This window comes from Sphingobium chungangianum, assembly GCF_977014255.1.
Genome location: NZ_CDRNIV010000006.1, coordinates 1,182,372 through 1,207,073, shown reverse-complemented (window position 1 = coordinate 1,207,073; position 24,702 = coordinate 1,182,372). Strand labels below are relative to the sequence as shown.

At 61.7% G+C, this 24,702-nt stretch carries 26 protein-coding genes and 1 pseudogene; 12 read left to right on the top strand and 15 right to left on the bottom strand.

Annotated elements, in window-relative coordinates:
* Positions 1 to 383: 383 nt before the first annotated feature.
* From ACWNC0_RS13065 to ACWNC0_RS13050, 4 genes are all read right to left on the bottom strand, one after another.
* Positions 384 to 596: a DUF2093 domain-containing protein gene (locus tag ACWNC0_RS13065; RefSeq protein WP_196226283.1), complete on the bottom strand. Its 213-nt coding sequence runs from the start codon at positions 594 to 596 to the stop codon at positions 384 to 386.
* Entirely contained in the window at positions 596 to 1,999 is a 1,404-nt protein-coding gene (locus tag ACWNC0_RS13060) for an NAD(P)H-dependent flavin oxidoreductase (protein WP_449472114.1), read from the bottom strand. Before ACWNC0_RS13060 ends, ACWNC0_RS13065 begins: the two co-directional genes overlap by 1 nt.
* Positions 2,000 to 2,093: 94 nt before the next feature.
* A complete protein-coding gene (locus tag ACWNC0_RS13055; protein WP_449472112.1) occupies positions 2,094 to 3,233 on the bottom strand; it encodes a glycosyltransferase in 1,140 nt (379 codons plus the stop codon).
* On the bottom strand, positions 3,143 to 4,096 hold the full coding sequence (locus ACWNC0_RS13050) for an alpha/beta fold hydrolase (RefSeq protein ID WP_449472111.1): 954 nt from the start codon (positions 4,094 to 4,096) through the stop codon (positions 3,143 to 3,145). The genes ACWNC0_RS13055 and ACWNC0_RS13050 overlap by 91 nt, the downstream gene beginning before the upstream one ends.
* Before the next feature lie 67 nt (positions 4,097 to 4,163).
* On the opposite strand from ACWNC0_RS13050, the gene ACWNC0_RS13045 reads away from it, so the two are divergent.
* Positions 4,164 to 5,558 (top strand): protein adenylyltransferase SelO, encoded by a 1,395-nt coding sequence (locus ACWNC0_RS13045; RefSeq protein WP_449472109.1) that lies wholly within the window; start codon positions 4,164 to 4,166, stop codon positions 5,556 to 5,558.
* 145 nt (positions 5,559 to 5,703) lie between these two features.
* Complete coding sequence (gene astD, locus ACWNC0_RS13040) at positions 5,704 to 7,137, top strand: succinylglutamate-semialdehyde dehydrogenase (RefSeq protein ID WP_449472108.1); 1,434 nt, start codon at positions 5,704 to 5,706, stop codon at positions 7,135 to 7,137.
* A 168-nt stretch (positions 7,138 to 7,305) separates the two neighbouring features.
* Here astD and ACWNC0_RS13035 read toward each other — a convergent pair whose 3' ends face one another.
* Genes ACWNC0_RS13035 through cobA form a run of 5 tightly spaced genes read right to left on the bottom strand, consistent with a single transcriptional unit; the run spans position 7,306 to position 11,238 of the window.
* Positions 7,306 to 8,097 (bottom strand): phosphoadenylyl-sulfate reductase, encoded by a 792-nt coding sequence (locus ACWNC0_RS13035; RefSeq protein WP_449472107.1) that lies wholly within the window; start codon positions 8,095 to 8,097, stop codon positions 7,306 to 7,308.
* Positions 8,090 to 8,530 (bottom strand): DUF934 domain-containing protein, encoded by a 441-nt coding sequence (locus tag ACWNC0_RS13030; protein WP_449472105.1) that lies wholly within the window; start codon positions 8,528 to 8,530, stop codon positions 8,090 to 8,092. The genes ACWNC0_RS13035 and ACWNC0_RS13030 overlap by 8 nt, the downstream gene beginning before the upstream one ends.
* On the bottom strand, positions 8,523 to 10,154 hold the full coding sequence (locus tag ACWNC0_RS13025; RefSeq protein ID WP_449472103.1) for a nitrite/sulfite reductase: 1,632 nt from the start codon (positions 10,152 to 10,154) through the stop codon (positions 8,523 to 8,525). The genes ACWNC0_RS13030 and ACWNC0_RS13025 overlap by 8 nt, the downstream gene beginning before the upstream one ends.
* A 2-nt stretch (positions 10,155 to 10,156) precedes the next feature.
* Entirely contained in the window at positions 10,157 to 10,453 is a 297-nt protein-coding gene (locus ACWNC0_RS13020) for a DUF2849 domain-containing protein (protein WP_449472101.1), read from the bottom strand.
* Positions 10,450 to 11,238: a uroporphyrinogen-III C-methyltransferase gene (cobA, locus tag ACWNC0_RS13015; protein WP_449472099.1), complete on the bottom strand. Its 789-nt coding sequence runs from the start codon at positions 11,236 to 11,238 to the stop codon at positions 10,450 to 10,452. The genes ACWNC0_RS13020 and cobA overlap by 4 nt, the downstream gene beginning before the upstream one ends.
* Positions 11,239 to 11,583: 345 nt before the next feature.
* Between cobA and ACWNC0_RS13010 the strand changes: the two genes are divergently transcribed.
* A complete protein-coding gene (locus ACWNC0_RS13010; protein ID WP_449472097.1) occupies positions 11,584 to 11,979 on the top strand; it encodes an MAPEG family protein in 396 nt (131 codons plus the stop codon).
* A 42-nt stretch (positions 11,980 to 12,021) separates the two neighbouring features.
* Here ACWNC0_RS13010 and ACWNC0_RS13005 read toward each other — a convergent pair whose 3' ends face one another.
* A complete protein-coding gene (locus tag ACWNC0_RS13005; protein WP_196226296.1) occupies positions 12,022 to 13,506 on the bottom strand; it encodes a replicative DNA helicase in 1,485 nt (494 codons plus the stop codon).
* 119 nt (positions 13,507 to 13,625) lie between these two features.
* On the opposite strand from ACWNC0_RS13005, the gene ACWNC0_RS13000 reads away from it, so the two are divergent.
* From ACWNC0_RS13000 to ACWNC0_RS12980, 5 genes are all read left to right on the top strand, one after another.
* Positions 13,626 to 14,108: a UPF0262 family protein gene (locus ACWNC0_RS13000; protein ID WP_449472095.1), complete on the top strand. Its 483-nt coding sequence runs from the start codon at positions 13,626 to 13,628 to the stop codon at positions 14,106 to 14,108.
* Positions 14,109 to 14,180: 72 nt separating this feature from the next.
* Complete coding sequence (locus ACWNC0_RS12995; protein WP_449472094.1) at positions 14,181 to 14,807, top strand: glycoside hydrolase family 25 protein; 627 nt, start codon at positions 14,181 to 14,183, stop codon at positions 14,805 to 14,807.
* A complete protein-coding gene (locus tag ACWNC0_RS12990; RefSeq protein WP_449472092.1) occupies positions 14,804 to 15,247 on the top strand; it encodes a cytidine deaminase in 444 nt (147 codons plus the stop codon). The genes ACWNC0_RS12995 and ACWNC0_RS12990 overlap by 4 nt, the downstream gene beginning before the upstream one ends.
* Positions 15,248 to 15,255: 8 nt before the next feature.
* Complete coding sequence (dcd, locus tag ACWNC0_RS12985; protein WP_449472091.1) at positions 15,256 to 15,810, top strand: dCTP deaminase; 555 nt, start codon at positions 15,256 to 15,258, stop codon at positions 15,808 to 15,810.
* 187 nt (positions 15,811 to 15,997) lie between these two features.
* Complete coding sequence (locus tag ACWNC0_RS12980) at positions 15,998 to 16,615, top strand: metallophosphoesterase (protein WP_449472089.1); 618 nt, start codon at positions 15,998 to 16,000, stop codon at positions 16,613 to 16,615.
* A 24-nt stretch (positions 16,616 to 16,639) separates the two neighbouring features.
* Here the strand turns inward: ACWNC0_RS12980 and ACWNC0_RS12975 are convergent, their stop codons facing one another.
* Together ACWNC0_RS12975 and ACWNC0_RS12970 are read right to left on the bottom strand one after the other, a co-directional pair.
* Positions 16,640 to 17,335 (bottom strand): anti-sigma factor family protein, encoded by a 696-nt coding sequence (locus ACWNC0_RS12975; protein ID WP_449472088.1) that lies wholly within the window; start codon positions 17,333 to 17,335, stop codon positions 16,640 to 16,642.
* The gene (locus ACWNC0_RS12970; protein ID WP_196226303.1) at positions 17,332 to 17,820 is read right to left on the bottom strand and encodes an RNA polymerase sigma factor; all 489 of its coding nucleotides are present in this window, start codon (positions 17,818 to 17,820) and stop codon (positions 17,332 to 17,334) included. The genes ACWNC0_RS12975 and ACWNC0_RS12970 overlap by 4 nt, the downstream gene beginning before the upstream one ends.
* An 88-nt stretch (positions 17,821 to 17,908) precedes the next feature.
* Here ACWNC0_RS12970 and ACWNC0_RS12965 point away from each other — a divergent pair.
* Both ACWNC0_RS12965 and ACWNC0_RS12960 read left to right on the top strand, forming a co-directional pair.
* Positions 17,909 to 19,214 (top strand): annotated as a pseudogene (locus ACWNC0_RS12965) (S8 family serine peptidase).
* A gap of 100 nt (positions 19,215 to 19,314) precedes the next feature.
* Complete coding sequence (locus ACWNC0_RS12960) at positions 19,315 to 20,004, top strand: hypothetical protein (RefSeq protein WP_449472087.1); 690 nt, start codon at positions 19,315 to 19,317, stop codon at positions 20,002 to 20,004.
* A 203-nt stretch (positions 20,005 to 20,207) separates the two neighbouring features.
* Here ACWNC0_RS12960 and ctrA read toward each other — a convergent pair whose 3' ends face one another.
* Both ctrA and ACWNC0_RS12950 read right to left on the bottom strand, forming a co-directional pair.
* Positions 20,208 to 20,915, bottom strand: a complete 708-nt coding sequence (ctrA, locus tag ACWNC0_RS12955) for a response regulator transcription factor CtrA (protein ID WP_196226306.1) — start codon at positions 20,913 to 20,915, stop codon at positions 20,208 to 20,210.
* Positions 20,916 to 21,124: 209 nt separating this feature from the next.
* Positions 21,125 to 22,018 carry a LysR family transcriptional regulator gene (locus ACWNC0_RS12950; RefSeq protein WP_449472086.1) on the bottom strand — a complete coding sequence of 298 codons (894 nt, stop codon included), beginning with the start codon at positions 22,016 to 22,018 and terminating at the stop codon, positions 21,125 to 21,127.
* A 108-nt stretch (positions 22,019 to 22,126) separates the two neighbouring features.
* Between ACWNC0_RS12950 and ACWNC0_RS12945 the strand changes: the two genes are divergently transcribed.
* Positions 22,127 to 22,846: a pirin family protein gene (locus ACWNC0_RS12945; RefSeq protein WP_449472085.1), complete on the top strand. Its 720-nt coding sequence runs from the start codon at positions 22,127 to 22,129 to the stop codon at positions 22,844 to 22,846.
* 114 nt (positions 22,847 to 22,960) lie between these two features.
* The gene (gene wrbA, locus ACWNC0_RS12940; protein WP_449472084.1) at positions 22,961 to 23,560 is read left to right on the top strand and encodes an NAD(P)H:quinone oxidoreductase; all 600 of its coding nucleotides are present in this window, start codon (positions 22,961 to 22,963) and stop codon (positions 23,558 to 23,560) included.
* A gap of 105 nt (positions 23,561 to 23,665) precedes the next feature.
* Here wrbA and ACWNC0_RS12935 read toward each other — a convergent pair whose 3' ends face one another.
* On the bottom strand, positions 23,666 to 24,652 hold the full coding sequence (locus tag ACWNC0_RS12935) for an acyltransferase family protein (protein ID WP_449472083.1): 987 nt from the start codon (positions 24,650 to 24,652) through the stop codon (positions 23,666 to 23,668).
* Between the last annotated feature and the right edge of the window lie 50 nt (positions 24,653 to 24,702).

Sequence of the window (24,702 nt, the reverse complement as noted above, 5' to 3'; positions counted from 1 at the left end):
CTTATGCGGAGGAACACGAAACCTTGCGTGGTCGCATGGGGGCCGTGCGCTTTAGCCGTTGTTGACGCGGAGCAAGCTGTCATCCTTCAAAAGCCGCGGAGCCTTAAGCTCGACGCCTTTCTACAATGCCGCTTTTGAAAGGAAACATAGCTTTGCTTTAACGGCAGTCACTTACGCTTGCCGCCGTTGCCGAGGTTCGATCAAAATAGAATGTCGTAAATAAACCAGCCCACAATGAGGAAGCTGGTGACGACACATATCCGATCGCCATAGATATCAATTCGCGACATCGCCGACATCCTTCCGCACGCGGCGATCTTTGTCGCCTGCGTGGACAGGATAACGCATCAAACCAGGAAAGGGAACAAAAAGTGCGGCGCCGGTCAGGCCGTCACTAAGCCGCGATGACGCAGGAAGGACTGGGTCGCCTCAACGGGACCCCGATAAGCCTCCTGAAACTCGGCGCTCCAATATTTAAGGTCGTCAAGATCGATACGTGCGCCCGAAACCGCACAAAGGACGAACTGGCCCGGGCGCACTATGTCGAAATGTGGCGTGTGATATTCCAGCACCGCCAATCCCTGAATTTCAGCCATCAGTCGCCCGTCAAAATACGGTCTACGAGCTGCTTCACCGTCGGCACGAAACCGTTGGAATAGAAGGGATCCTGCTTGAACTTATAAGCGCCGTGTCCGGCGAACAGGAGGTTCTTGTCCAGGTCCCCGCCATGCACCGCCTCTTGCAAGGATTTCTGGATGCAGAAGCTCCTTGGATCGGCAAGACGGCCGGTGGAGTTCGTTTCACTGTCCATCCAGCTAGAGAATGCGCACTGGCTGAGACAGCCCATGCAGTCGGTCTGATCCTTGCGGATCTCCGCGCGTTCCTCTTCGGTGACGAATACCAGCGTGTTGTCGGGAGTCTTGAGAGCGGAGGTGAGGCCCTGCCCCACCCATTCGCGCGCCCGCAACAGGTCGCCGCGCGTTACCCAGAAATTCTTGCCCTTCACGCCTGCATCAAGCTGATGCGTGTGATCGCCCGCCTGCTCCGTGCTAAACGGGATTTGGCGTTCCGACCGGGCTTCAAGCTGGCGCAGGAAGGGGTTACGGATCGCCGAGCTGTAGAAGCCGGTCGGCGAGAAGCGATGAAGCAGTACGTCGCCCGGTTCCAGCTGGGTCAGGCGTTCCTTCCAAAGCTGGGGGATAGGGCTTTCCTGCGTCAGCAGCGGGCGTGTGCCGAACTGGAACGCGATGATGCCCAGTTCCGGATTGTCGATCCAGTCGTTCCAATCTTTGAGGTGCCAGACCCCGCCTGCCATGACGATTGGCACTTCGTCGGATATGCCGCCTTCGCGCATGGTTTCCCGAAGCGCCTTGACGCGCGGATAAGGATCCTGAGGCTCCCGCGGATCCTCGGCATTGGAAAGGCCGTTATGACCGCCCGCCAGCCACGGGTCCTCATACACCACGGCCGCCAGCCATTCAGACGCCTTCGAATAGGCGCGCTTCCACAAGGCGCGAAAGGCACGGCCCGAACTGACAATAGGGAGGTAGCTCACGCCATAAGAGGCCGCGATTTCGCTGAGCTTGTAGGGCATGCCCGCGCCGCAAGTGACGCCCGCCACCATGCCCCTGGTCTTTTCCAGAACGCCGTGCAGCACGCGCTGCGCACCGCCCATTTCCCAGAGGACGTTGATGTTGATCGCGCCTTTACCGCCGGCGATTTCGAAGGCGCGCTTCACCTGTTCGACCGCGCCATCGACGGCATAAGCGATCAGTTCTTCATGGCGATCGCGGCGGGTACGACCGTGATAAATCTGGGGAATGACATTGCCCATGCTGTCATAGCTGTCGGCGTTGACGGCCGACACGGTGCCGATGCCGCCCGCAGCGGCCCATGCACCGGAACTGGCGTGATTGGAGACGGCCACGCCTTTCCCGCCCTCGACCAGCGGCCATACTTCACGACCACCATAGATGATGGGCTTCAAACCCTTGAACAACCTAATCTCCCGCGCAACAGCTGCTGGGTCACCCGCCGACTATGGGCCGCTCTATAGCAGCTTTCACGACTGATGACGAATTTACGGCCGCGCCCTACCGCAAAATATGGGGGCTGGATAGTACCTGTCCATAAAGCGACGCATAAGCGTCCACCATTGCGGCTTCTTCAAAATCGCGCTGAGCCCGGTGCAGGTTCGCGTCACCCAGACGGTTGCGAATCTCGGAACTCGCGGCCAGCCGCCCTAGCGCGTCGGACAGCGCCGCCTCATCAGAGGCGATGAATGGCTGGTTTTCCGGCGCGACCATTTGAGCGACATCTCCCACGTCCGTTGACGCCACCGGCAGGCGCGCGGCCATCGCTTCCACCAGCGAGATGGGGAATTGTTCACTGTCGGAGGAAAGGGCGAAGATATCGAGCAAGCCGATGAAACACGAAGGATTGGGCAGGAACCCGGGCATGCAGATGTCATCGAGCCCGTGCCGCGCGGCTTCAGCCATGATCGCGTCGCGCTCAGGCCCTTCTCCGATAACGACCAGTTGCAACTTATCACGGTGCGGCGCGACAGCGCGGACCAGCCGGGGGATATTCTTAACCGGGCGCAAACCGGCCAGCGTGCCGACAAGCAGCTTGCCCGGTGAGCGCACCAACCCTGGAATGGCTCCGGGAACGGGTTGGAGATATTGTGCGACGTCGATCCCGTTGCGGATCAGATGAACTTTCCGCGCAGGCTGATGCCACATCGCGCGGGCAATCTGGTTTAGCCGGATGGACGGCACAACGACGGCCTGGGCGCGCTGGAGCGCCAGTCGGCGGTAGAGGTTGCGCCCTGTCTTGAGACGCTCAGCCTCCTCGATGTTGAAGCCGTCCTCATGATGGATGAGCGGGGGCATCGGGAAAAAGGATGAGCAGAAACGATGGGCCATGACAGCATCCATCGCGCCCCAATTATAGGTGAGAACGAGGTCAAAACTGGACATGAACCGTCCTAAAGCCCGGAAGCGGCCTGGGCCGGGACAGCCGGTGAGCCGTGGAGGATCGGGGAAGCTGACATCTATTCCCGGCGCGATCGCCGATCGGGCGCCCATTGCTTCGGGCGCCGCGCTGACAATCGTGTGGCTGGCGCGATTGCCCCACAGGTTCATCAGGCGGACGGCGCGCGCTTCCTTGCCGCCGAGGGAGAAGCTGCCGTGAACATGAAGAAGGCGGGGCGGCCGCTGATGAGCGTCAGCCATACAGGAACTCGAGCGAGTAGGCGGTCGATGGCGGCGGCAGCTTCCGGCTCGTCCAGGATCGGCGCGTGGCCGACGTCGGGAACGGTCACCAGTTCAGCGCTCGAGCCCATATCTGACAGCATGCGTTCGGCTGTTGAGGCGCTGATAACATCGGAGTGTTCGCCGCGCAGAATCAATGAAGGAATGCCCTGGAAGGAAGACATTACGGGCCATAGGTCGACCCCGGCCTCACCTCCGGCCAAGCGGAGGGGTTCGGCTATCCGCATGTCATAGTCCAGCACTACGCGGCCTCCGCTGTTGAGTCGGTACAGGCGCTTGGCCATGGCTAGCCATTGTTCGAGGCCATAGCGGGGATAGATGTCGCGGTTCGCCTCTTCGAGGGCGCGGGCGGCCTGGACCCAGCTTTGATGCGATTGGCCAACGCCCACATAGGTGCGGATGCGGTCTAGGCCCGCTTGTTCGAGCTTCGGCCCAACGTCGTTCAAAAGCGCCCCTGCCAGCCACTCGCGATGAGTGGCGGCGATCAACATGGTGATGAGGCCACCGAGCGAGGTGCCGATCGCGACGAAGCGGGTGATGGCGAGCTCGGCGAGAAGGCGGCTGATGTCCTGCAAATAGGTCAGCGGGACGTAGGTCATCGGGTCCTTGGCCTGAGCGCTTTCGGCCCGGCCGCGCATGTCGGGGCAGATGAGGCGCCAATCGCCCGCCAGACGATCGGCCAACGGTTCGAAATCGCGGGCGTTGCGGGTCAGGCCCGGCAGGCACAGTAGCGGCGGGCGACCGTCTTCGCCCCCGCCATAATCGCGATAATGGAGCCTGAGGCCGTCGGGAGACCACCAATAGCCGTCGGTGAAGCTGGTCAACGGTCGTGCGCCCTCAAATAAATGTCCAGCGGTTGCAACTTCCTGCCCCGCTCCCCCATATCGCCGCATGGACAAATCCTCGCAAGCAAACAGATACAATCCGGCAAAGGAAATCTTCGGATTACAGCCGGATTTCGCAGATGAGGTCGCCCCGGCGGACTTCCCACAGACGATTTTACGATACCGTAACGACCGGGCCGCAGCCAGCGTGGGGCTGGAAACGCTGAGCGATGACGAGTGGATTCGTCATTTCGGGCGATTCGCCCCCCTGCCTGGCAACCTGCCCCAGCCCTTGGCCCTGCGTTATCATGGACATCAGTTCCGGTCCTACAATCCCGACATAGGCGACGGGCGCGGCTTCCTGTTCGCGCAGTTGCGGGATGGTGCGGGACGGCTTTTGGACCTGGGCACCAAGGGATCGGGGCAGACGCCCTATAGCCGCTTCGGCGATGGCCGCCTGACGCTGAAAGGCGGGGTTCGCGAGATATTGGCGACCGAGATGCTGGAAGCGCTGGGCGTCAACACGTCAAAGACCTTCTCGCTGATCGAGACCGGCGAGGCATTGGAGCGCAATGACGAGCCATCCCCTACCCGTTCGGCGGTGATGGTGCGCCTGAGCCATTCGCACATCCGCATCGGGTCGTTTCAGCGCGCCGCCTATTTCGATGACAAACCGCTGCTGGAGCGGCTGACCGATTATTCGCTGCGGACGCTCTATGATGAGGAGCCGGGCAACAACGCCCCCGCGCAATTGCTTGGGCGCGTGGTCGAACGGACGGCCGATCTGGCGGCAAGCTACATGGTCGCGGGGTTTGTGCATGGCGTGCTGAACAGCGACAATATCAATGTGACTGGCGAGAGCTTCGATTATGGGCCTTGGCGCTTCACGCCGCTGTGGGAGCCGGGCTTTACGGCGGCCTATTTCGATCATGCCGGACTTTATGCCTTTGGACGACAAGCAGAGGCGATCCATTGGGACGTGGCGCAGTTGGCTGTTTCGTTGAGGCCGCTGGTTGAAGCCGAACCGTTGATTGAGCAACTGGAGCGGTTCCCGGACCTGTTCGGCCAAGCGATGGTTCGGCGCTTTTGCTGGCGGCTGGGCGTCGTGTCTTCAGGAGAGGCGAACGCCATGATCCAGGCGGCCGTCAATGGCATGACCGCGAGTGAGACGCCGATCGATCGCTTCTTCCATGACTGGCGCGGTGGAGAGCCGCGCGGCGGGGCGGACTATTCGGGTGAGGCGTGGGCTCCGTTCCGTGAGGTTGTCGCGGGGATGGAGGCGAGTGGCGACAGAGGGCATGGCTATTGGAGCGATGAGGTGCCCTGTTCGATGCATATCGATGAGGTTGAGGCGATCTGGAGCGCCATTGCCGAGCGGGATGACTGGTCGCTGTTACACGAGAAAGTGGCGGCGGTTCGGCGGATGGGTGAGGCTATGGGGGATCGTCCGGACGTGCCTTGAGGCGGTGGGCTTGCTCGCTGCGCTCGCCCCCCTCTCCCCCGCCTCGATGAGAGTCACGCGCCTCTCATCGACCCCGGAAGGGGAGAGGAGTTTTAGTTGTTTTGCGCCGCTTCCCTAATGGGCTGTTATCCGCCATATCGGCTGTATGTCCGCGACGCTGACTTCGATTGAACCCGCCACTGGCGCACTGTTGTGGCAGGGGACTGCCAGCGATGTAGAGGCCGAGGTCGCACGGGTCAGGGCGGCGTGGCCCTCCTGGGCTGCACAACCGATTTCCTATCGCATCGAGACGCTGCGTCGCTTCGTCAATGTCGTGCGCGCCAATGAAGAGGTGTTGACCGACCTGATCGCGCGGGAGACGGGAAAACCGCTTTGGGACGCGCGAACCGAAGTCACGGCCGTGATGAACAAGGTCGACATTTCGGTGGCCGCCTATTCGGAGCGAACAGGGCAGCGGCGGCTGGAATCGGCGATGGGCGCCCGCCAGTCGGTGCGGCACAAACCGCATGGCGTCATGGCGGTGCTAGGCCCCTATAATTTCCCCGCTCATCTGCCCAATGGCCATATCATTCCTGCCCTGCTGGCCGGGAACGGCGTGCTGTTCAAACCGTCCGAAAAGACGCCAGCGGTGGGCGAAATGCTGGTGCGCTTCTACCATGAGGCGGGCGTGCCGCAGGATGTGGTTCGTCTGGTGCTGGGCGGGCCGGATGAGGGCAAGGCGCTTGCAGCCCATGCCGACGTGAACGGCATCCTCTTCACCGGATCGGCATCGACGGGCTTGGCGATCAATCGGCAGTTCGCCAGCAATCCGGGCAAGATATTGGCGCTGGAAATGGGCGGGAATAATCCGATCGTCGTCTGGGACACCGGCGATATCGCCAGCGCCGCCGTCCTGGTGGTGCAGTCGGCTTTCCTGTCCAGCGGCCAGCGTTGCACGGCGGCGAGCCGGTTGATCGTCAAGGAAGAGCTGGCCGACATGCTGATCGGCGAGGTCAAGAAGATCGCCGACCGGCTGATCGTCGATCACCCGCATGCCGACCCTGCCCCCTTCATGGGGCCGGTGATCGACAATCATGCGGCGGACCAGCTGACCGAAAGCTTCCTTTATCTGATGAGCCATGGCGGGCGGCCGATAAAGCATCTGGTACGCCTGTCGGAAGACCGGCCGTTGTTGAGCCCCGCCATCATCGATGTGACTGCGATGACGGAACGGCCCGACGTGGAGCTGTTCGGGCCGTTGCTACAGGTAATCCGCGTTCCCGATTTCCCGGCGGCGATCGCGGAGGCGAACAATAGCCGTTATGGCCTGTCGGCTTCCCTGATCGGCGGGTCGCCCGAGCAATATAATCAGTTTTGGGCGAATATCCGGGCAGGCATTGTCAACTGGAACCGGCCGACCAACGGCGCTTCGTCCTCCGCGCCGTTCGGAGGCCTAGGCATTTCCGGCAATCATCGGCCGAGCGCTTTTTATGCGGCCGATTATTGCGCCTATCCGGTTTCATCGGCGGAAATCGAGCAGCCACGGGCTTCGATCGGGATTGGGCTGAAGGAAGTGGATGTCAGTGGCATGGGGGATTGAGGGGAGTTCTCCCGGCGTCCTTCCAGCCATTTTCTGAGGTCATGCCAATAAAAGCCGTAGGCTTGCAGCGCAGACGCAAGGTATCGAACGAGCATCGCGTTATCTCAGTTTCCGCTGGGACGACGCGATGCTGCTGTTCATTTCGCCAACCGAAGTCGGCTCAGTCTATCAGAACACAGGCTGATTAGCCGGGTCTTCCGGATCAACCACGGGCGCCGGGACAGGCGTCACAGGCGAGTGAATGCCGCATTCCACCTTGTCCCAACCGCGCCAGCGCCCGGCGCGGGGGTCTTCGCCCGGCAACACCTTCGAGGTGCACGGTTCGCAGCCTACCGACAGATAACCCTGCGCCTCCAGAGGATGGCGCGGCAGATCATGCTCGGTGAAATAGGCTTCCAGATCGTCCTTCGTCCAATCGCCGAGCGGGTTGATCTTCAGGCGGCCATCTTCCACCTCGAAACGCGGCATATTCTGGCGCGTGGAGGACTGAAACGCCTTGCGCCCAGAAATCCAAGCGTCCAGCCCGTCCTTGGCGCGCTGCATCGGCTCGACCTTGCGGATGTCGCAGCATCCATCAGGATCATAGGACCAGCGCAGGCCCGTCTCGTCCTTCTTCGCAAGCACTTCCGCATTGGGAGTGACCGACCGGCTATCGGAAAAACCCATCCGGCTGATGAGCGTATCGCGATAGTTCAGCGTTTCCGCGAACATCTTGAGCGTATCGACGAAGATCACCGGCACGCTCTTATCCGCCCGCGCCACCAGATCCAGCAGCACGGCGCTTTCCGTGCCGAAGGAAGACACAACCGCCACCTTGCCTGCCAGACCTTCGGCAAAGACGGTCTTGAGCATCGTCAATGCATCCACGCCTTCGAAACGCGCGTTCAGCGCGTCCGCGTCGGCCTGCGTGAAGGCAGGTCGGGCGTCGATTACGTCAAGCTGGCGGGCAGGTTCAGCCATTTATACTCTCCGGTTGCCGCTTCGCCCAAACCGGGCTGCGGCCATCGACAGTCTTTTGATAGACGTCGGCATAGCGATTAAGGGCACGTTCGACGGCGGCATCGTCCAGCGCCTTGTCGGGGCGGAAGCTGTCGAAGCCGCAGCGGCGCATGGCGTTGATCTGATCGACCAGCACATCGCCCACCGCGCGCAGTTCACCCGAATATCCAGCCTCGCGCAGGATACGCGCCGCCGAATAGCCGCGTCCGTCGCCATAGGCGGGGAAGTTCACTTCAACCAGCGACAGCCGGTCGAGATAGGGCAGCAACTCGCGCGCATCCTCACCCGCCTCGATCCGCACGGCGGTCGAATTGGACTGGCCGGTGAAGGATTCGACCGTGACAGCAGGTTCCTGCGCGGCTTCACCGTCGCGGAAAGTCAGGAACTCAACCATAGATCGCCTCCTTGAAGGGCTTCATGCCAAGACGGCGATAGGTGTCGAGGAAGCGCTCGCCTTCCTGACGCTCAGCGAGATACAGGTCGGTGACCTTCTCAATGGCATCGACGACGCCATCCTCCGAAAAGCCCGGCCCCGTGATCTGGCCGACGGCAGCATCCTGCGCGCCGGAACCGCCGAGCGAGAGCTGGAAATTCTCCACGCCCTTACGATCCACGCCCAGCACACCGATATGCCCGGCATGATGATGCCCGCATGCGTTGATGCAGCCGGAGATCTTGACCTTAAGCTCGCCCAGATCCTTCTGACGGCCAGCGTCCGCGAACCGTTCCGAAAGCTTCTGCGCCAGCGGGATCGACCGCGCATTGGCAAGGCTGCAATAGTCGAGGCCTGGGCAGGCGATGATGTCGCCGATCAGGTCCAGATTGGCCTCCGCCAGCCCAGCCTCGTCCAGCTTCTGCCAGATGGCATAAAGGTCCGCCTTTTTCACATGCGGCAGGACAAGGTTCTGCGCATGGGTCACGCGCAGTTCGTCCAGCGAATGGCGTTCAGCGAGGTCCGCCACCAACTCGATCTGCTCGGCCGAAGCATCGCCGGGAATGCCGCCGCGCGGCTTCAGGCTGATGTTGACGATCGCATAGCCCGGCTGCTTGTGCGCCGCGACCTGCCGGTCCACCCACAGGGCGAAGGCGGGGTCGCTACGGTCGATCTCGTCGCTCAGACCCTGATCATAAGTCGGATTGGCGAAGAAGGGCCGGATGCGGTCCAGTTCCTCACGTGGCGGGTTGAGGCCCAGCTCCCGCATATGCGCAAACTCTTCCTCGACCTGACGCTTATATTCCTCGACGCCCAGCTCATGGACCAGGATCTTGATCCGGGCCTTGTACTTGTTGTCGCGGCGGCCGTAGCGATTGTAGACGCGCAGGCACGCTTCCAAGTAAGGTACGATCTCATCTTCGGCCACGAAGTCCTTGATAAGAGGGGCGACCATCGGCGTGCGGCCCATGCCGCCACCGGCATAAACTTCCGCGCCGATCTGCCCATCGCGCGACACCAGCTTCAGGCCGATGTCGTGCAGCCGCATCGCCGCGCGATCCTCTTCGCTGGCGATCACCGCGATCTTGAACTTGCGCGGCAGATAGGTGAATTCGGGATGGAAGGTCGACCACTGGCGCAGCAACTCGGCCCAAGGGCGCGGGTCCGTCACCTCATCGGCGGCGACGCCAGCATATTGGTCGGACGAGATATTGCGGATGCAATTGCCGCTGGTCTGGATGGCGTGCATCTCGACCGTCGCCAGTTCGGCGAGGATGTCGGGCGCATCGGCCAGTTTGATCCAATTATATTGCAGGTTCGTGCGCGTGGTGAAGTGGCCATAGCCCTTGTCATATTTGCGCGCGATCTCGCCCAGCTTGCGCATTTGCGGCCCGTTCAACGTGCCATAGGGGATGGCGACGCGCAGCATATAGGCGTGCAGCTGGAGATAGAGGCCGTTCATCAAGCGCAGCGGCTTGAACTGATCCTCGGTCAGTTGCCCGGCCAGGCGGCGTTGCACCTGATCGCGAAATTCCTCGACGCGGGCGTCCACGATGGACTGGTCATAGCTGTCATAACGATACATGGTCAGATCACCCAGTTGCCGGCATCGGCGTCATTCGGTTTAAGCGTCAGGTCGGGGCGCACCGTCGGCCCCAGGGCACGGATGCGATCCTTGATATGGGCCGGGCGCACGCCTTCGTCGGTCAGGGTGGCGTCGATCACATAAGGAGCGACCACCCGCAGCGCGGCTTCCTCGGCACGGGCAAGCTCGTCGCCCTTGTCGCCTACATCGACGGATTCGCCGACCTGCCGCGACCAGCCGTCGCCCGCCCACCAGATCACGTCCCCGGTGCCAAGGTCATTGCCAGTCAAAATCTTCACGAATGCATCTCCGCCCCATTGTTCACCTGTGTGGCCCAGCCAGCCAGCACGTCCTGCGCCAGCGCATAGGCCGCCACTTCCCCGACCACAATCAGGGCCGGACTTTTTACTTTTTCACGCGCCACCATGTCGCCCAGATCGGCGAGCAGGGTGCGCAGCGTGCGCATATCGGACCGCGTGCCATTTTCCAGCACCGCAACCGGAATGGCAGGCGACACGCCATCGGCGATGAGCTTGTCGGCTATATCCGCCGCCGTCGCCACGCCCATATAAATCACCAGCGTGCGGCCATGGCCAGCAAGCCCGGACCAGTCCTGTTCTGTCAGCCCCTTGCACTGGCCCGCGACGAAGGTCACCGCGCTCGCCGCATCACGATGGGTGAGGGGAAGCTGCGCCTGCGCCGCGCAGCCGATCGCCGCGCTGATCCCCGGCACGATCTCGACCGGCACGCCAGCGGCGCGGCATGCTTCCATTTCCTCGCCCCCGCGACCGAATACGAATGGATCGCCCCCCTTCAGCCGCACGACGCTACGCCCGCCGATCGCCAGTTCTACCAGCAAGGCGTTGATGCCCTCTTGCGGCATCGAATGGCGGCTGCGCTGCTTGGCGACGGAAATCAGTTCCGCGCCCGCCGAAGCCATGGCCAATATCTCGGCCGACACCAATCCGTCATGCACGATGACATCCGCCTGCGCGATCAGACGCGCAGCGCGCAACGTCAGCAGTTCCGGATCACCCGGACCCGCGCCGACGAGAAAGACGGTGGCAGGGAGTTGTTCGGCCATGCTGGCCAGATGGCGGAAGCGCGCAACCGTTTCAATTCAGAATGCTTTGCCCATGGCGAAGGAAAATTTGGGGGATGGAGTGTCCAGGTCCGACACCCGCCCCCTTCATTCCCGCAAAATCAATCGCATTCGGGCCAGAGGAACTGGGCCGCTTCCTCCACTACCGTGGGGAGATGACACCCTTCGCCGTCAGCTTGAGTGGCGCGATCCTGCCGTCGCGCAGATAGTGGACGTCAGTATTGGCCAATCATAATCGAACGGTATCGTTCTGTCGAGCAAGCCTCATGGCGCGAGCGCAGGAATGGCGATAACGTAGCCCTCTTACCTGTGGAAAGGGGACACTGCATGGCGATCGAGCTCAGGATATTGGCGTGGAGCTGTGTGCTCCTGTTGGTGCATATTTTTGCGGCGGCGCATTTCAAGACGAAGCAATATGGACCGAAGTGGAATATGGGCGCGCGGGACGAGACCTTGCCGCCGCTGGAGCCGATCGCCGGACGGCTGGTGCGCGCGCAGGCAAACTTCCTTGAGACCTACCCGATCGCCATCGTCGCGCTGCTCGGCGTCGTGATAGCCGGACGGACGAGCGACCTGACGGCGATCGGCGCATGGCTGTGGCTGGGCGCGCGGATCGCCTATCTTCCGCTTTACGCGATGGGCGTGCCGGTAGTGCGGACGCTGGTCTATATGGTTGGGCTGATTGGTCTGATATTGGTGTTGCAGGCGCTCATTACGGGTTGAGCGCCCTCGCCCGTTAGTTCGAGCAGAGCCAAACTCGGTCGATCACTCATAATCGCCCATATAGCCGCCGTCCGCGAGGTCGGAGAAGCGGGTGATCTTCGCGTCGAACTTCATACGGATACGGCCGGTCGAACCGTGACGCTGTTTGGCGACGATCAGTTCGGCAAGGCCGTAGATCCGCTCCATTTCCTGCGCCCATTCGAGATGCTCGCTACTCTCCTTGTTCCCCGGCTCCTTCGCGGCGACATAATAATCCTCGCGAAAGACGAACCAGACCATGTCGGCGTCCTGCTCGATCGAGCCGGATTCGCGAAGGTCGGACAGCTGCGGTCGCTTGTCCTCCCGCTGCTCGACCGCACGGCTCAGCTGTGAAAGCGCCAGAACCGGAACATTAAGTTCCTTCGCCAAGGTCTTGAGACCGCGCGAAATTTCTGAAATTTCCTGCACGCGATTATCGCTGCCCCGGCCGCTGCCCTGAAGCAGTTGGAGATAGTCGACGATGACGAGGCCAATGTCATGACGACGCTTCAGCCGCCGCGCACGCGTGCGCAGCGCCGCGATGGTCAGACCCGGCGTGTCGTCAATGAACAGCGGCAGTTCCTGAAGGTCGCGCGCGGCGCGGGACAGGTTCTGGAAATCGGCGCGGCTGATCTTACCCATGCGCAGCGCCTCCCCACTGATGCCCGACTGTTCGGCAAGCACGCGGGTCGCCAGCTGATCCGCCGACATTTCGAGGGAGAAGAAGGCCGTTTTCGCGCCCATATTCTTTTCTGGCGGGATGCCATCGACATGGTCGCGCATCCAGCGGGACGCGGCGTTATAGGCGATGTTGGTCGCGAGCGAGGTCTTGCCCATGCCCGGACGCCCCGCGAGGATCATGAGATCCGAATTGTGAAGACCGCCGATCTTTTCGTTGAGGCTGTTGAGCCCGGTGGTGATGCCCGAAACGTGGCCGCCACTGTTGAGCGCGCGTTCGGCCACCTGCACGGCCATGGTGGTGGCGGTGGCGAAGCTTTTGACGGAGCCGGTTTCACCCTCGCCCTCGGATACTTTATAGAGCGCGACTTCGGCCATCTCTATCTGTTCGCGCGGATTAACATCCTCACTGGTATCGAGAGCATTTTCAACTAGTTCTCGCCCTACATTCACAAGTTGACGCAGAAGTGCGAGGTCATAAATCTGGCTGGCGAAATCGCGCGCGCCGAGCAGCGCGGCACCGTTCCCCGTGAGCTGCGCGAGGTAGCCGACACCGCCCAATTCCTTGAGCGCCGGGTCCTGCTCCAGCATCGGCTTGAGCGTGACCGGATTGGCTACCATGTCGCGCTCAACCAGCTTCATCACGGCTTCATAGATGCGGCCATGTAGGGGCTCGAAGAAATGCTCCGCCTTGAGCTTGAGCTGAACATCCTCGGCAATGCGATTGTCGATCATCAGCGCGCCCAGCAGCGCGGCTTCCGCCTCCACGTTGCGCGGGAGTTCGGGGATGCCTGCTTCTGCGGCGGGATTAATCTGCACCAGTTCGACCATGCGCCTCTCATCGCGCTCGTCGGGGTTCTGCGCAAGGGGCAAGCTATGTCCCGACAGGCAAAGCTGTGGAGAACTCCCCCTTGCTTTTCATCGTCGGCAGAAGCAGGGACTATGGACCCATGACCGACCCGCGCATCATCGACATCACGCTTGACGAGCGGACGATCCTTTGGCGCAACGCGGATGTCGAGCAGGAGCGGCGGATCGCCATATTCGACCTGCTGGAAGATAATTATTTCGCGCCCCAGCGCACCCCTGCCGATGATTATGCAGGCCCCTATCGCGTGCTGCTGCGCGTCGAGGATGGGCGGCTGGTGATCGAGATCAAGCGGGAGGATGGCGAGCCGCTGGAGGCGATCATCCTCGGCCTGGGCCGGTTCCGGCGTCCGATCCGGGAATATTTCGCGATCTGCGACAGCTATTATCAGGCGATCAGCAATGCCTCCCCGCAACAGATTGAAACGGTGGACATGGCGCGCAGGGCCATCCACAATGACGCGGCGGAAATGCTGATCGAGCGGCTGGATGGAAAGATCAAGGTCGATTTCGACACGGCGCGACGCCTGTTCACGCTCATCTGCGTGCTGCATATCAAGGGGTAAGGGGACATTCGCCAGCATTCTTCCGGCCGGTTTCTGGTCCGCATCCTTGCGGGCGCGCTGGTCATTGGCCTGTTGGCATTGGGGGCGTGGAGCTATGCCTGCCGCTGGGCGCCGGGGCGCGACGTCTACCCGGTTCAGGGGGTGGCCGTTTCCGCCGACGGAGGCGCGATCGATTGGGGCACGCTGGCGGCCAATGGCGTCGATTTCGCCTATATAAGAGCGGCCAAGGGCACAGAGGGCCGCGATCCCGCCTTTGCGCGGAACTGGTCTGCGGCGCGGTCATCGGGACTGCGTTACGGCGCTGTGCTGGATTTTAGCCTGTGCGGCCGCGCGGCCGGTCAGGCGACACGCTTCGTCACGACAGTGCCACGGGACAATGCCGCCCTGCCCCCAGTGATCCGGCTCGACTTTGATCCTGGCTGCACTGCGCGGCCGGGGCGGGACGCGGTGCTGTCTGAACTCAATACGCTGGTGAACCTGGTTGAGAGCAATGCAGGCAAGCCGGTGCTCCTCAACATCTCTAAGGCTTTCGAGGAAGAATATGACATCGCGTCGGGCATAAACCGGACGCTCTGGCTGGATGGAAACTTCTTCCCGCCTGATTATGCTACCCGCCGATGGGTCATGTGGACGGCGAATGACATGCGTCATATCGATGGCATCGATGGCCCGGTTAGATGGGGCGTGGTCGCGCCATGACTATTGATACGGATGTCCAAAGCCTGATCGAGGCAGCGCGAGCGGCGAGGGCGAATGCCTATGCCCCTTACAGCCGCTTTGCGGTCGGGGCTGCCGTGCGGTTGTCCGATGGTGAGGTGGTAGTCGGCGCGAATTTCGAAAATGCGAGCTTTGGCCTGTCGCTTTGCGCTGAGACGGTGGCACTGGCGGCGGCCAATGCGCAGGGGCGGCTTGGCGACGTCGAGGCGATTGCGGTCGTCGGGGGTGGCGTTAACCCAGTCACGCCCTGCGGAAGATGCCGCCAGATACTGAACGAAGCAGAGCAGGTGGCGGGACGGCCCATCGCTATTTATTGTGCGGCGGGCGATGGCGACTCCGTGGTCCAGCATAGCGTCGCCAAACTTTTGCCTTTCTCTTTTGGACCCAATGATTTGGGTCATGATCCTTCCAGGAAGAGTTAAGAACAATCATGTCGATTTTGTCGGATAAGTGGATTCGCGAGCAGGCCATTTCCCAAGGGATGATCGAGCCATTCGTGGAAAATCAGCGGCGGGACGGCTGCATCAGTTATGGCCTGTCCTCCTACGGCTATGACGCGCGCGTGGCAGACGAGTTCAAGATCTTCACCAATGTCGACAGCGCGGTGGTGGACCCGAAGGATTTCGCAGCAAACAGCTTTGTCGATCGCAAGACCGACTGTTGCATCATTCCGCCCAACAGCTTTGCGCTGGCCCGGACGGTCGAATATTTCCGGGTGCCGCGCGATGTGCTGGTGATCTGCCTTGGCAAATCCACCTATGCGCGGTGCGGCATCATCGTGAATGTGACGCCGCTGGAGCCGGGCTGGGAAGGCCATGTGACGCTGGAGTTTTCCAACACCACGCCCCTCCCCGCCAAGATCTACGCCAATGAGGGGGCCTGCCAGTTCCTTTTCCTCAAGGGTAATGAGCCGTGCGAGGTCAGCTACGCCGACCGGGCGGGGAAATATATGGGGCAGCAAGGCGTCACATTGCCTCGACTTTAGGGGACGTGCGACAAGGGCGAGGATGAATATCGATCGGCGCCAGTCATGCTGAAGTTTTTCCGCCGCGGCTCGTCGCCAGCGCCATCGTTCGTGCCCGATATAGGCAGCGATCGGCGAGTCTATGCCATCGGGGACATCCACGGGCGGCTCGACCTGTTCGAACAACTGCTGCGGTTGATCGATGAGGATGAACTCGGCACGCGCTCCCCTACCCTGTCATCTCATCCTGTTGGGCGACCTGATGGATCGCGGGCCACAATCCGCCGCCGTCATAGAGCATGCAATATCCTTGTGGCGGGCATCCCCGAATTTTCACCTGATCAAAGGCAATCATGAGGAGGTCTTTGTCGGCGCCGCGAAGGGCGATGCGCAATATGCGGGCTATTGCCGCCGCATTGGGGGCGTGGCCGCGCTTGAAAGCTATGGGCTGGAATCCGGCGTCGGCACAGCGATGACGGACAAGGACATCGCGTCATGGATGCTGGAAAATGTGCCCCGCGAGCATGTCGATTTCTTGAACGGTTTTCCGGATAGTCTTGTGATGGGCGACTATCTGTTCGTTCATGCCGGGATCAGGCCCGGTCTGCCGCTGGAGAAGCAGGATGCAGCCGACCTGCGCTGGATCAGGGGTGAGTTCCTGCATGACCGGCAAGCCCATCCCTATATGGTGGTCCATGGACACAGCATCACCAGCGAAGTCGATGAGCAGGCCAACCGGATCGGGATAGACACGGGCGCCTGGAACAGCGGCAAACTGACGGCGATCGGCCTTGAAGGCACGGATCGCTGGTATTTGCAGACTTAGCCGGAACGGAAAGACGTCCGAAGTTCAGCGCCAGCCCTTGGCCTTGGCGGCAGCCTCCTGGGTCGCGTCGGCGGGGGAGCCTTCGATCAGGGCGCTTACCGTCGCCATAATGCTTGCGTCGGTGGAGGATGCCTGACGGTAATCCGTCGATTGGGCGGCGCCGGGAATCAGTTGCTGAACCTGCCAGCCTTCCCCCTCGCGGCAGGCCACTCCCGACAGGGCTCTGCCTTCGAAGCTACGGCACCAGCCTCCGCCCTTGCGCTGAAAACTCAGGCCGATGCGGATTGATGTGTCCTTTTGGGCCGAGGCAAGTTGTGTTTCGAGGGCGGAGGCGAGTTCACCCCTCGCCACCATAACGCCATCGCTGACTGCAACAGGTCCAGCGGGGCCGCTCGACAAACGGCCGATGCCGAGACCCAGGACAAGGCTGGCAGCGATCGCGCCGCCAATGCCCCAACTGCGCCATTTGGGAGCCGCGGGACGGGTGATGGGCGTGACCTTCGGCCGTTCCTCCAGCAGCGCACGCATAGCCTGTGGCACAGGTTCAGCTTCAACCGGCGCATAGTGACCGGAAAGACGCTGCCGCAAATGCCGGTGCATTTCCAGGCGCTGGGCCAAAGCAGGATCGTCCGCAACGGCGCGATCGACGCGGCGGCTAGTGATTTCGTCCAGCTCGCCATCGACCCAGGCGATCAGCATGGCTTCATCAATGTCGGTCATGCTGCTTCTCCCAGCAATTCGATAAGGGCGCCGCGTCCACGAACCAAGCGCGAGGTCAACGTACCCATGGGCACGCCCAGAATTTCGGCGGCTTCCTTGTAGGACAGGCCCTCTACCAGAACGAGCGCGATGGCTTCGCGCTGCTCATCCGGCAAAGCCTGCATCGCGCGATCGACGTCGGAGAGCATGACGTGCGCCTCCACATGCTGATCGCCTGCATAGCCAACATGCTCACCGGCCTCTTCGGGTGCGAAAGTCCGCACGGCGCGCTGCCGCGAACGGCCTTCATCGATCCAGAGGTTGCGCATGATACGATACATCCAGCTGTCCAACCTTGTCCCCGGCTGCCATTGTTCGCGCGCCCGCAGCCCTCGCTCCAGCGCCGCCTGGCAAAGGTCGTCCGCATCGGCGCGGTCCCTCGACAAGCTGACGGCGAAGCGGCGCAGCCGGGGGAGGATCGCCAACAGATCGTTTTCGAACGACATCCGGTCTCCATCACTTGTTCAAGGATGAAACGGCTGTGCCCGTTCGTTTCATCCCCGAAGAGGTATATCTACCGGAAATAAATTCGCGATGACTTATTATGGATGCGAAAGGAGCGGAAAATTCGCCTCCGCGCCAGTCGAGGATGAAGAGACAGAGATGAAGGCCCTACGTTCCTGGATCGTTGCGGGACTGCTGCTGACAGGTCCGGCGGCACAAGCACAATTGTTGCCGTCCCCCAATGGGGCCTTGGGGCAGGTAGGAGGGATGGTTCCGGACTTGCTCAACGACGGGGAAGGCGCGCTGAATTCGGATTCCTCCCGCCCGCTTGGCAGAACGCCTCGTGGCGGCGAGAGCGGCACGGATTGGTGATCTGCTGCGACGGCATGGCGACAGCGTGGAACTGGACGATCGGAAAGAGGCCGCGCGGCGTGGCGTCATCCTGCTGAAGGGTGCCAAGCAGACCAGCATCGAAGCGTTGCATCGCGCGGGCTATGCGGTGGCAAGCGAGGCCATTGAGGGGATCGACCTGCTCCTAACGCGCCTCACGGTGCCGCCCGGCCGGAGCCTCTCCCGCGCGTTGAAGCAGGTGCGCTCGATCGCACCAGAGGCGGAGGTGAGCGCGGATAATCTCTATTTCCCCGGCGGTGCGGCGCCCAAGTCGGGGAGTGCAGCCTTGGCGGGGACAGGGCCTGTCCGATCTCGAGCGGCGGGAATGATCGATGGTGGCGTCGCCCGTCACGCGTCACTCACTGGCGCGGTCGAGCAGCGCGGCTTCGTTCGCGGCGCGCCTCGTGCCAGTTCGCACGGCACGGCGGTGGCGTCCTTGATCAGTGGAACCGGGTCCATTCGGGGCGCGGCGCCGGGTACGCCGCTGCTGGTCGCAGATGTTTATGGTGATGATCCAGCGGGCGGCAGTGCCTTCGCGATCGTGCGAGCGCTGGGATGGATGGCGGCGCGCGGGGTCAACGTCGTCACCTTAAGCCTGGTCGGACCCGATAATCCTCTGCTGGCAGGAGCCATCCGGCTGGCGCGTGAAAAGGGCGTTACGGTGGTAGCGGCGGTCGGCAATGACGGCCCCGCCGCGCCACCGGCCTATCCCGCCTCCTACCCTGATGTCGTGGCGGTGACTGGCGTTGATGGACGCGGGCGCTTGCTGCCTGAGGCGGGCCGCGCGCGGCATGTGGATTTCGCGGCGCCCGGCGCGGACATGAATGCCGCACGCACCGATGGCGGCAAGGGCAGCGTGCGAGGCACCTCTTTCGCCGCGCCGCTTGTCGCGGGGCGGCTGTTTGTGAACGGTAGCCTGAGCGGGCTGATCGAGGAGGCCAAGCCGGAAAGCAGGAAGGCATTCGGGCATGGTATTATCTGCGGCAATTGCAGAAATATGGATTGAATATCAGCATCTTGTCAAAAATATTTCGGCGCCAGGAATTAAATCGCATCGCCATCCCGTTGTCCTTGCATCGGATCGACAACGAACAAGGAGACGATCGATGAAGAAGACAATCATTCTTGCCACTGCCTGCCTTGCCGCCCTGACTGCGGTTCCTGCGTCTGCCCAGCTTCTGGGCGGCGGTGGCGGCCTGGGCGGTGGCCTTGGTGGCGCTCTGGGCGGCGCTGGTGGATCGCTCGGCGGCACATTGAGCGGTTCTGGCGGCATCGGCCTCGACCGCAGCATCGATCTGGGCAATGGACGGGTTGCGGCGAAGGGTTCTGGTTCTGGCCGAGCTGACGGTGCGGCGACTGGTTCTGTAACCCACAAGGGAAAGAGCCACGGCGCAAACGCCGCGGGTTCTGCCAGCGGATCAGCGAGCGGTGGCCTGACCGCCGACACGCTGGGCACCAATGATGTCGCCAATGCAGTAGGCGGCGTTCGGGATCAGGCCAGCCAGACGGCGGGCGCAGCGCGAGATCGCGCGGTCACGGCAGGTGCAGCGGCGCAAGGGCAAGCCAGCGCTACCGCACAAGCGGCCCGCAACCGGGCCGGTGGCGCACTGAGCGGTGCTGGATCGGCGGCCGGTAACGCGTCTGGCGCGGCTCAGTCCGGCGCGGCAAACTCAGCCGGTAGCGCCAGCAACGCTCTCAATGGAGGCGCGGCGCTTAATGCCACCGGCACGCTATCGGGAAGCGGCCACGCATCAGGCTCCAGCGACAGCACGTCGTCCAGTCAGGCGGACAATTGACCCCACTCGGGCGGATTCCCCACTTCGGGCTTTAAGCCCGCCCCCTTTCCGCCCCTCCGCCTGACAAGACAGGGCCGGTGATCCAAGAGGTCACCGGCCCTTTTCCATATCAGGAGAGATTGATCGAGCACGGCCGCATCAACGACAAAGGCCGATGATCCCATAGGATCACCGGCCTTTTAGCCTCTTCGAAAATATGGGGATCAGGCGACCTTAGTCGCGACCTCTTCCGCTTCATCAGGATCGCGCAGCACATAGCCACGACCCCAGACGGTTTCGATATAATTGTCGCCACTGCACGCCAGAGCCAGTTTCTTTCGCAGCTTGCAGATGAAGACGTCGATGATCTTGAGTTCAGGCTCGTCCATGCCGCCATAGAGATGGTTAAGGAACATCTCCTTGGTCAGGGTCGTGCCCTTGCGGAGCGAGAGCAGCTCCAGCATTGCATATTCCTTGCCGGTCAGGTGGACGCGGTTGCCGTCCACTTCCACGGTCTTGGCGTCGAGATTGACGGCCAGCTTGCCCGTGCGGATGACAGACTGCGAATGGCCCTTGGACCGGCGAACCACGGCGTGAATGCGCGCGATCAGCTCTTCGCGATGGAAAGGCTTGGTCACATAATCGTCGGCGCCAAAGCCGAAGGAGCGAACCTTGCTGTCCATCTCCGCAATGCCGGAAAGGATGAGCACCGGCGTCTGCACCTTGGCGGCGCGGAGCTTCTTCAGCACGTCATAGCCGTGCATGTCCGGCAGGTTCAAATCCAGACAGATGATGTCGTAGTCATACAACTTACCAAGGTCGAGCCCTTCCTCGCCAAGGTCCGTAGTGTAGACGTTGAAGCCTTCGGTCGTGAGCATAAGCTCGATCGCCTTGGCCGTTGTCGGTTCATCTTCTATTAGCAGAACGCGCATATTGAAGCCCCTGTCCTTGCAGATCCCGTCAACCCCTAAGAACGGCGTCTGCTCCAATTCATTAACCAAAAAACTTCTGAACGACAAAGGTTAATTTTTCGCTAACCCGCAGAAATGCGCGAGTCGCGGGAATTTGAATCTGTTTGAAAAGATTTATTGTCGAAGTGATTCATTTTGAGTCAAGATAGATTCACCTGCGCAACGAAGCTTCAGCAACCGTGGTTGCGAGCGATGAAGTCGAGCAGCGCCTCGACCCGCGCAGGCCGCAAGCGCGAGGGCGGCGTGACCAAATGCAAGCCAAGTGGTGGCGGCCTCCAGTCGATCAGGACCTCCTCCAGTTCACCTGAAGCGAGCGCTTCGCCCACTATGAAATCGGGCAGCCGAGCAACGCCTATGCCTGCCCGGAGCGCCGGCAGCATCGCTTCACCACTGTTGACGGTTAGGCGCGCCCTTACCTGTATCACGACATTCTGCTGCCCCGGTCCCGAGAAGCGCCATACGTCAGGCGTCGGCGCATTGGCATAGCAAAGACAGTCGTGGGCACCGAGGTCGGACGGATGCTTGGGCCTGCCCCGCTCCTCCAAATAGGCGGGAGAAGCGATGACATGCATCTTGACGTCACCCAACCGCCTCGCGCGGAGCGAGCTATCGGGCATGTCGGCAATGCGGAGGGTGGCGTCGAGCCCCATCTCGATCATGTCTATCCGCGCGTCAGAGAGATGAAGATTGATGTCGACGGCGGGATGAAGCTTGGCGAACTGCGCGACCAGCGGCGCGATGCGGAGTAATCCGAACGTCATCGGCGCGCCCAGACGGATGGTTCCGGACAGTTCGTCGGTATCCTGGCGAGCAGCTTCCTCCGCCGCCTGCCCTTCCTCGAAAATCCGGGCGGCGTGACTGGCGAGACGCTTGCCGCTTTCGGTCAGGGCAAGGCGGCGACTGGTGCGATTGAACAGGCTGGTCTCCAGATGCTGCTCAAGGCGTGTGACGGCCTTTGAAACCGTCGCTTTCGACACACTGAGCGCCTTAGCGGCATCGGTGAAGCTGCGATGCTCCACGACGGCGGCGAACATCGCCCAGGCTTCAAGGTCAGGAAGACGCATAAAGGAAACAATCCGTTTCAATGCTGCTGGTTTAAGAAACGATCCTGATCGCTAAATCAGTTGGAAGCAAGCGGGAACGCTTTTCCCGCAGCAACGAAAGGCACAAATATGATCACCGCCGCAGGAAACCGCATCGAGCGTCGCCCCTTCGAGACGCTGGGTCATGCCGATCATGGCTGGCTCAACGCCCGCCATCATTTCTCCTTCGCCGACTATCATGACCCCGACCGCATGGGCTGGGGCGCGATCCGCGTGTGGAATGACGATGAAATCGGGGCGAACACCGGATTTCCTCCACATCCCCACCGCGACATGGAAATCGTCACTTATGTTCGCAAGGGCGCGATCACGCATCAGGACAGCTTGGGCAACAAGGGCCGGACCGAGGCAGGCGACGTACAGGTGATGAGCGCAGGGACCGGCATCCGTCACTCCGAATATAATCTGGAGGATGAGACAAGCACGCTGTTCCAAATCTGGATCATTCCCAAGGCGCAGGGCGACGCGCCAAGCTGGGGCGCCAAGCCCTTTCCCAAGGACGATCGCGCCGGACGTCTGGTGGTGCTGGCCAGCGGCTATGCGGAAGATCAGGACGCGCTGCGCATCCGCGCCGACGCGCGGTTGCTGGGCGGCACCATAAAGGCTGGCACCAGCGTGACCTATGAAAGCGCGGAGGGACGGCACCTGTATCTCGTGCCCGCGACTGGGCGGGTCGAGATCAACGGCCAGACCTTTGAAGCGCGCGACGGCGCTGCGATCCTGGGCGGCCAGCCCATCACGATCACCGCGATCGAGGATAGCGAAATCGTCCTCGTCGATAGCGAATAGGCCCGGAAGGCCTATCGGCCGCTCGCTCACCTTGCCCCCCTGAGGGGGGCGAGCGGTCGCATTATTCAAGAAACCTTTTTCCGATCAATGCATTACCAAGACTGGAGACACTTCATGGCTAAGGTGCTGGTTCTCTATTATTCGTCCTACGGCCACATCGAAACGATGGCGAAGGCTGTTGCGGAAGGCGCGGCCGCCGCTGGCGCTCAGGTTGACATCAGGCGAGTTCCTGAAACCGCGCCTTTGGAGGTCGCCCGAAATGCGGGCTTCAAGCTGGAGCAGGATGCGCCGCTCGCGACCGTGGCGGAACTTGCCGACTATGATGCAATCATCATCGGTACCGGCACCCGCTTCGGCCGCATGTCGAGCCAGATGGCAGCTTTCCTTGATCAGGCAGGCGGCCTTTGGGCGCGGGGCGCGCTTAACGGAAAAGTGGGCGGCGCCTTCACATCTACTGCCAGCCAGCATGGCGGGCAGGAAACGACTTTATTCTCGATCATCACCAATCTGCTGCATTTCGGCATGGTGATCGTGGGGCTGGACTATGGTCACACCGGGCAGATGGGCGTCGATAAGGTGCGCGGCGGTGCGCCCTATGGCGCCACGACTATCGCGCATAGCGACGGCAGCCGTCAGCCTGACGAGGATGAACTGGAAGGCGCCCGGTATCAGGGACGGCGGATCGCGGAGACGGCGATCAAGCTGCACGGGTAGAAATTTGGCTGCACTCTTCCCCTCTCGGTGCAGCGGTTGAGCCTTGGGTCGCAAGGCACAACGATAGGGGCCGGTGCATAGGATGGATGCACCGGCCTCTTTTTTTCAAAGGAACAGGCGACCGCCGACCGGGCTGGCGCGCAAAAAATAATAGACCGCGATGGGCAGCAGCAGCGCATGGAGCAGCAACCAGGGCTTGTCCAAATAGGGCGAAAGGTAGTGGATGACCGCGACGTGCAAATACATGATGACAAGTGAGGCCCTGCCCACTGTCGCCAGCCATCCGCCAAAAGGCGCGACATGGATTGAAATGCGGAAGATCAGCAGAGACGTCGCCACAGCCGAAGCAAGCGACAGGATCGGCCACCCGTAATCGGCGGCCTTCATGTTAAGCGTGGGAAGCAGACCGGATAGCCCCGCCAGCGCCAGCGCGCCCAAGGGGAGCCACATCCAATGCCTCCACGGCACCTGCTGCCATACGGCTCCGATCCAGAGCAGTACAAGGGCCATGGGCACCGTCAGCAACCCCAGCACGGACGTTTGCGTAACCTCCCCTGCTACATAGGCTACAATTAGGACAGGTAGGATTGCGATAAGCCAGCGCCGGTCGAGAGGATCGGGCCAACGGGACAGCAGCGCATTGAACAGGATGCGCGCGGCCATCAGGCAGGGCACGAACCAGAATATGGTATAGGGACCGCGCAGCCATGATCCGCCAAGAAGGATCGGCAATATGTCGTCCGGCCATTGGTTGAAGATAGGCCGCTGCCCCTTCATCGGCTCGATGATCTGATCCGCAATGATCAGTAATGCCAGGAAGGCTGCATAGGGGCGCATCTGCGACGCCAATTGCCGCAGGGCGAAGCCCTTGGGTGGCTGCGGACGGGAAAGCAGGCCCGACAGCAGGAAGAATAGCGGCATGTGGAAGCTGTAAAGCGCATCGCGGAGGGGGCCGCTTCTCCACACATGTCCGGCCACCACGGCGATGATACCAATGCCGCGCGCCACGTCGATCCATTCCAGCCGCCCGCCACCCTGCGCCCATTCCGATGGCGCCGACTTGTGCTGGACCTCGTTCCCCCTGTTCTCCATGGCTTCCACGCCCTATAGGACAGCGCGCGCCCGTCAATCTTTCCAACTGC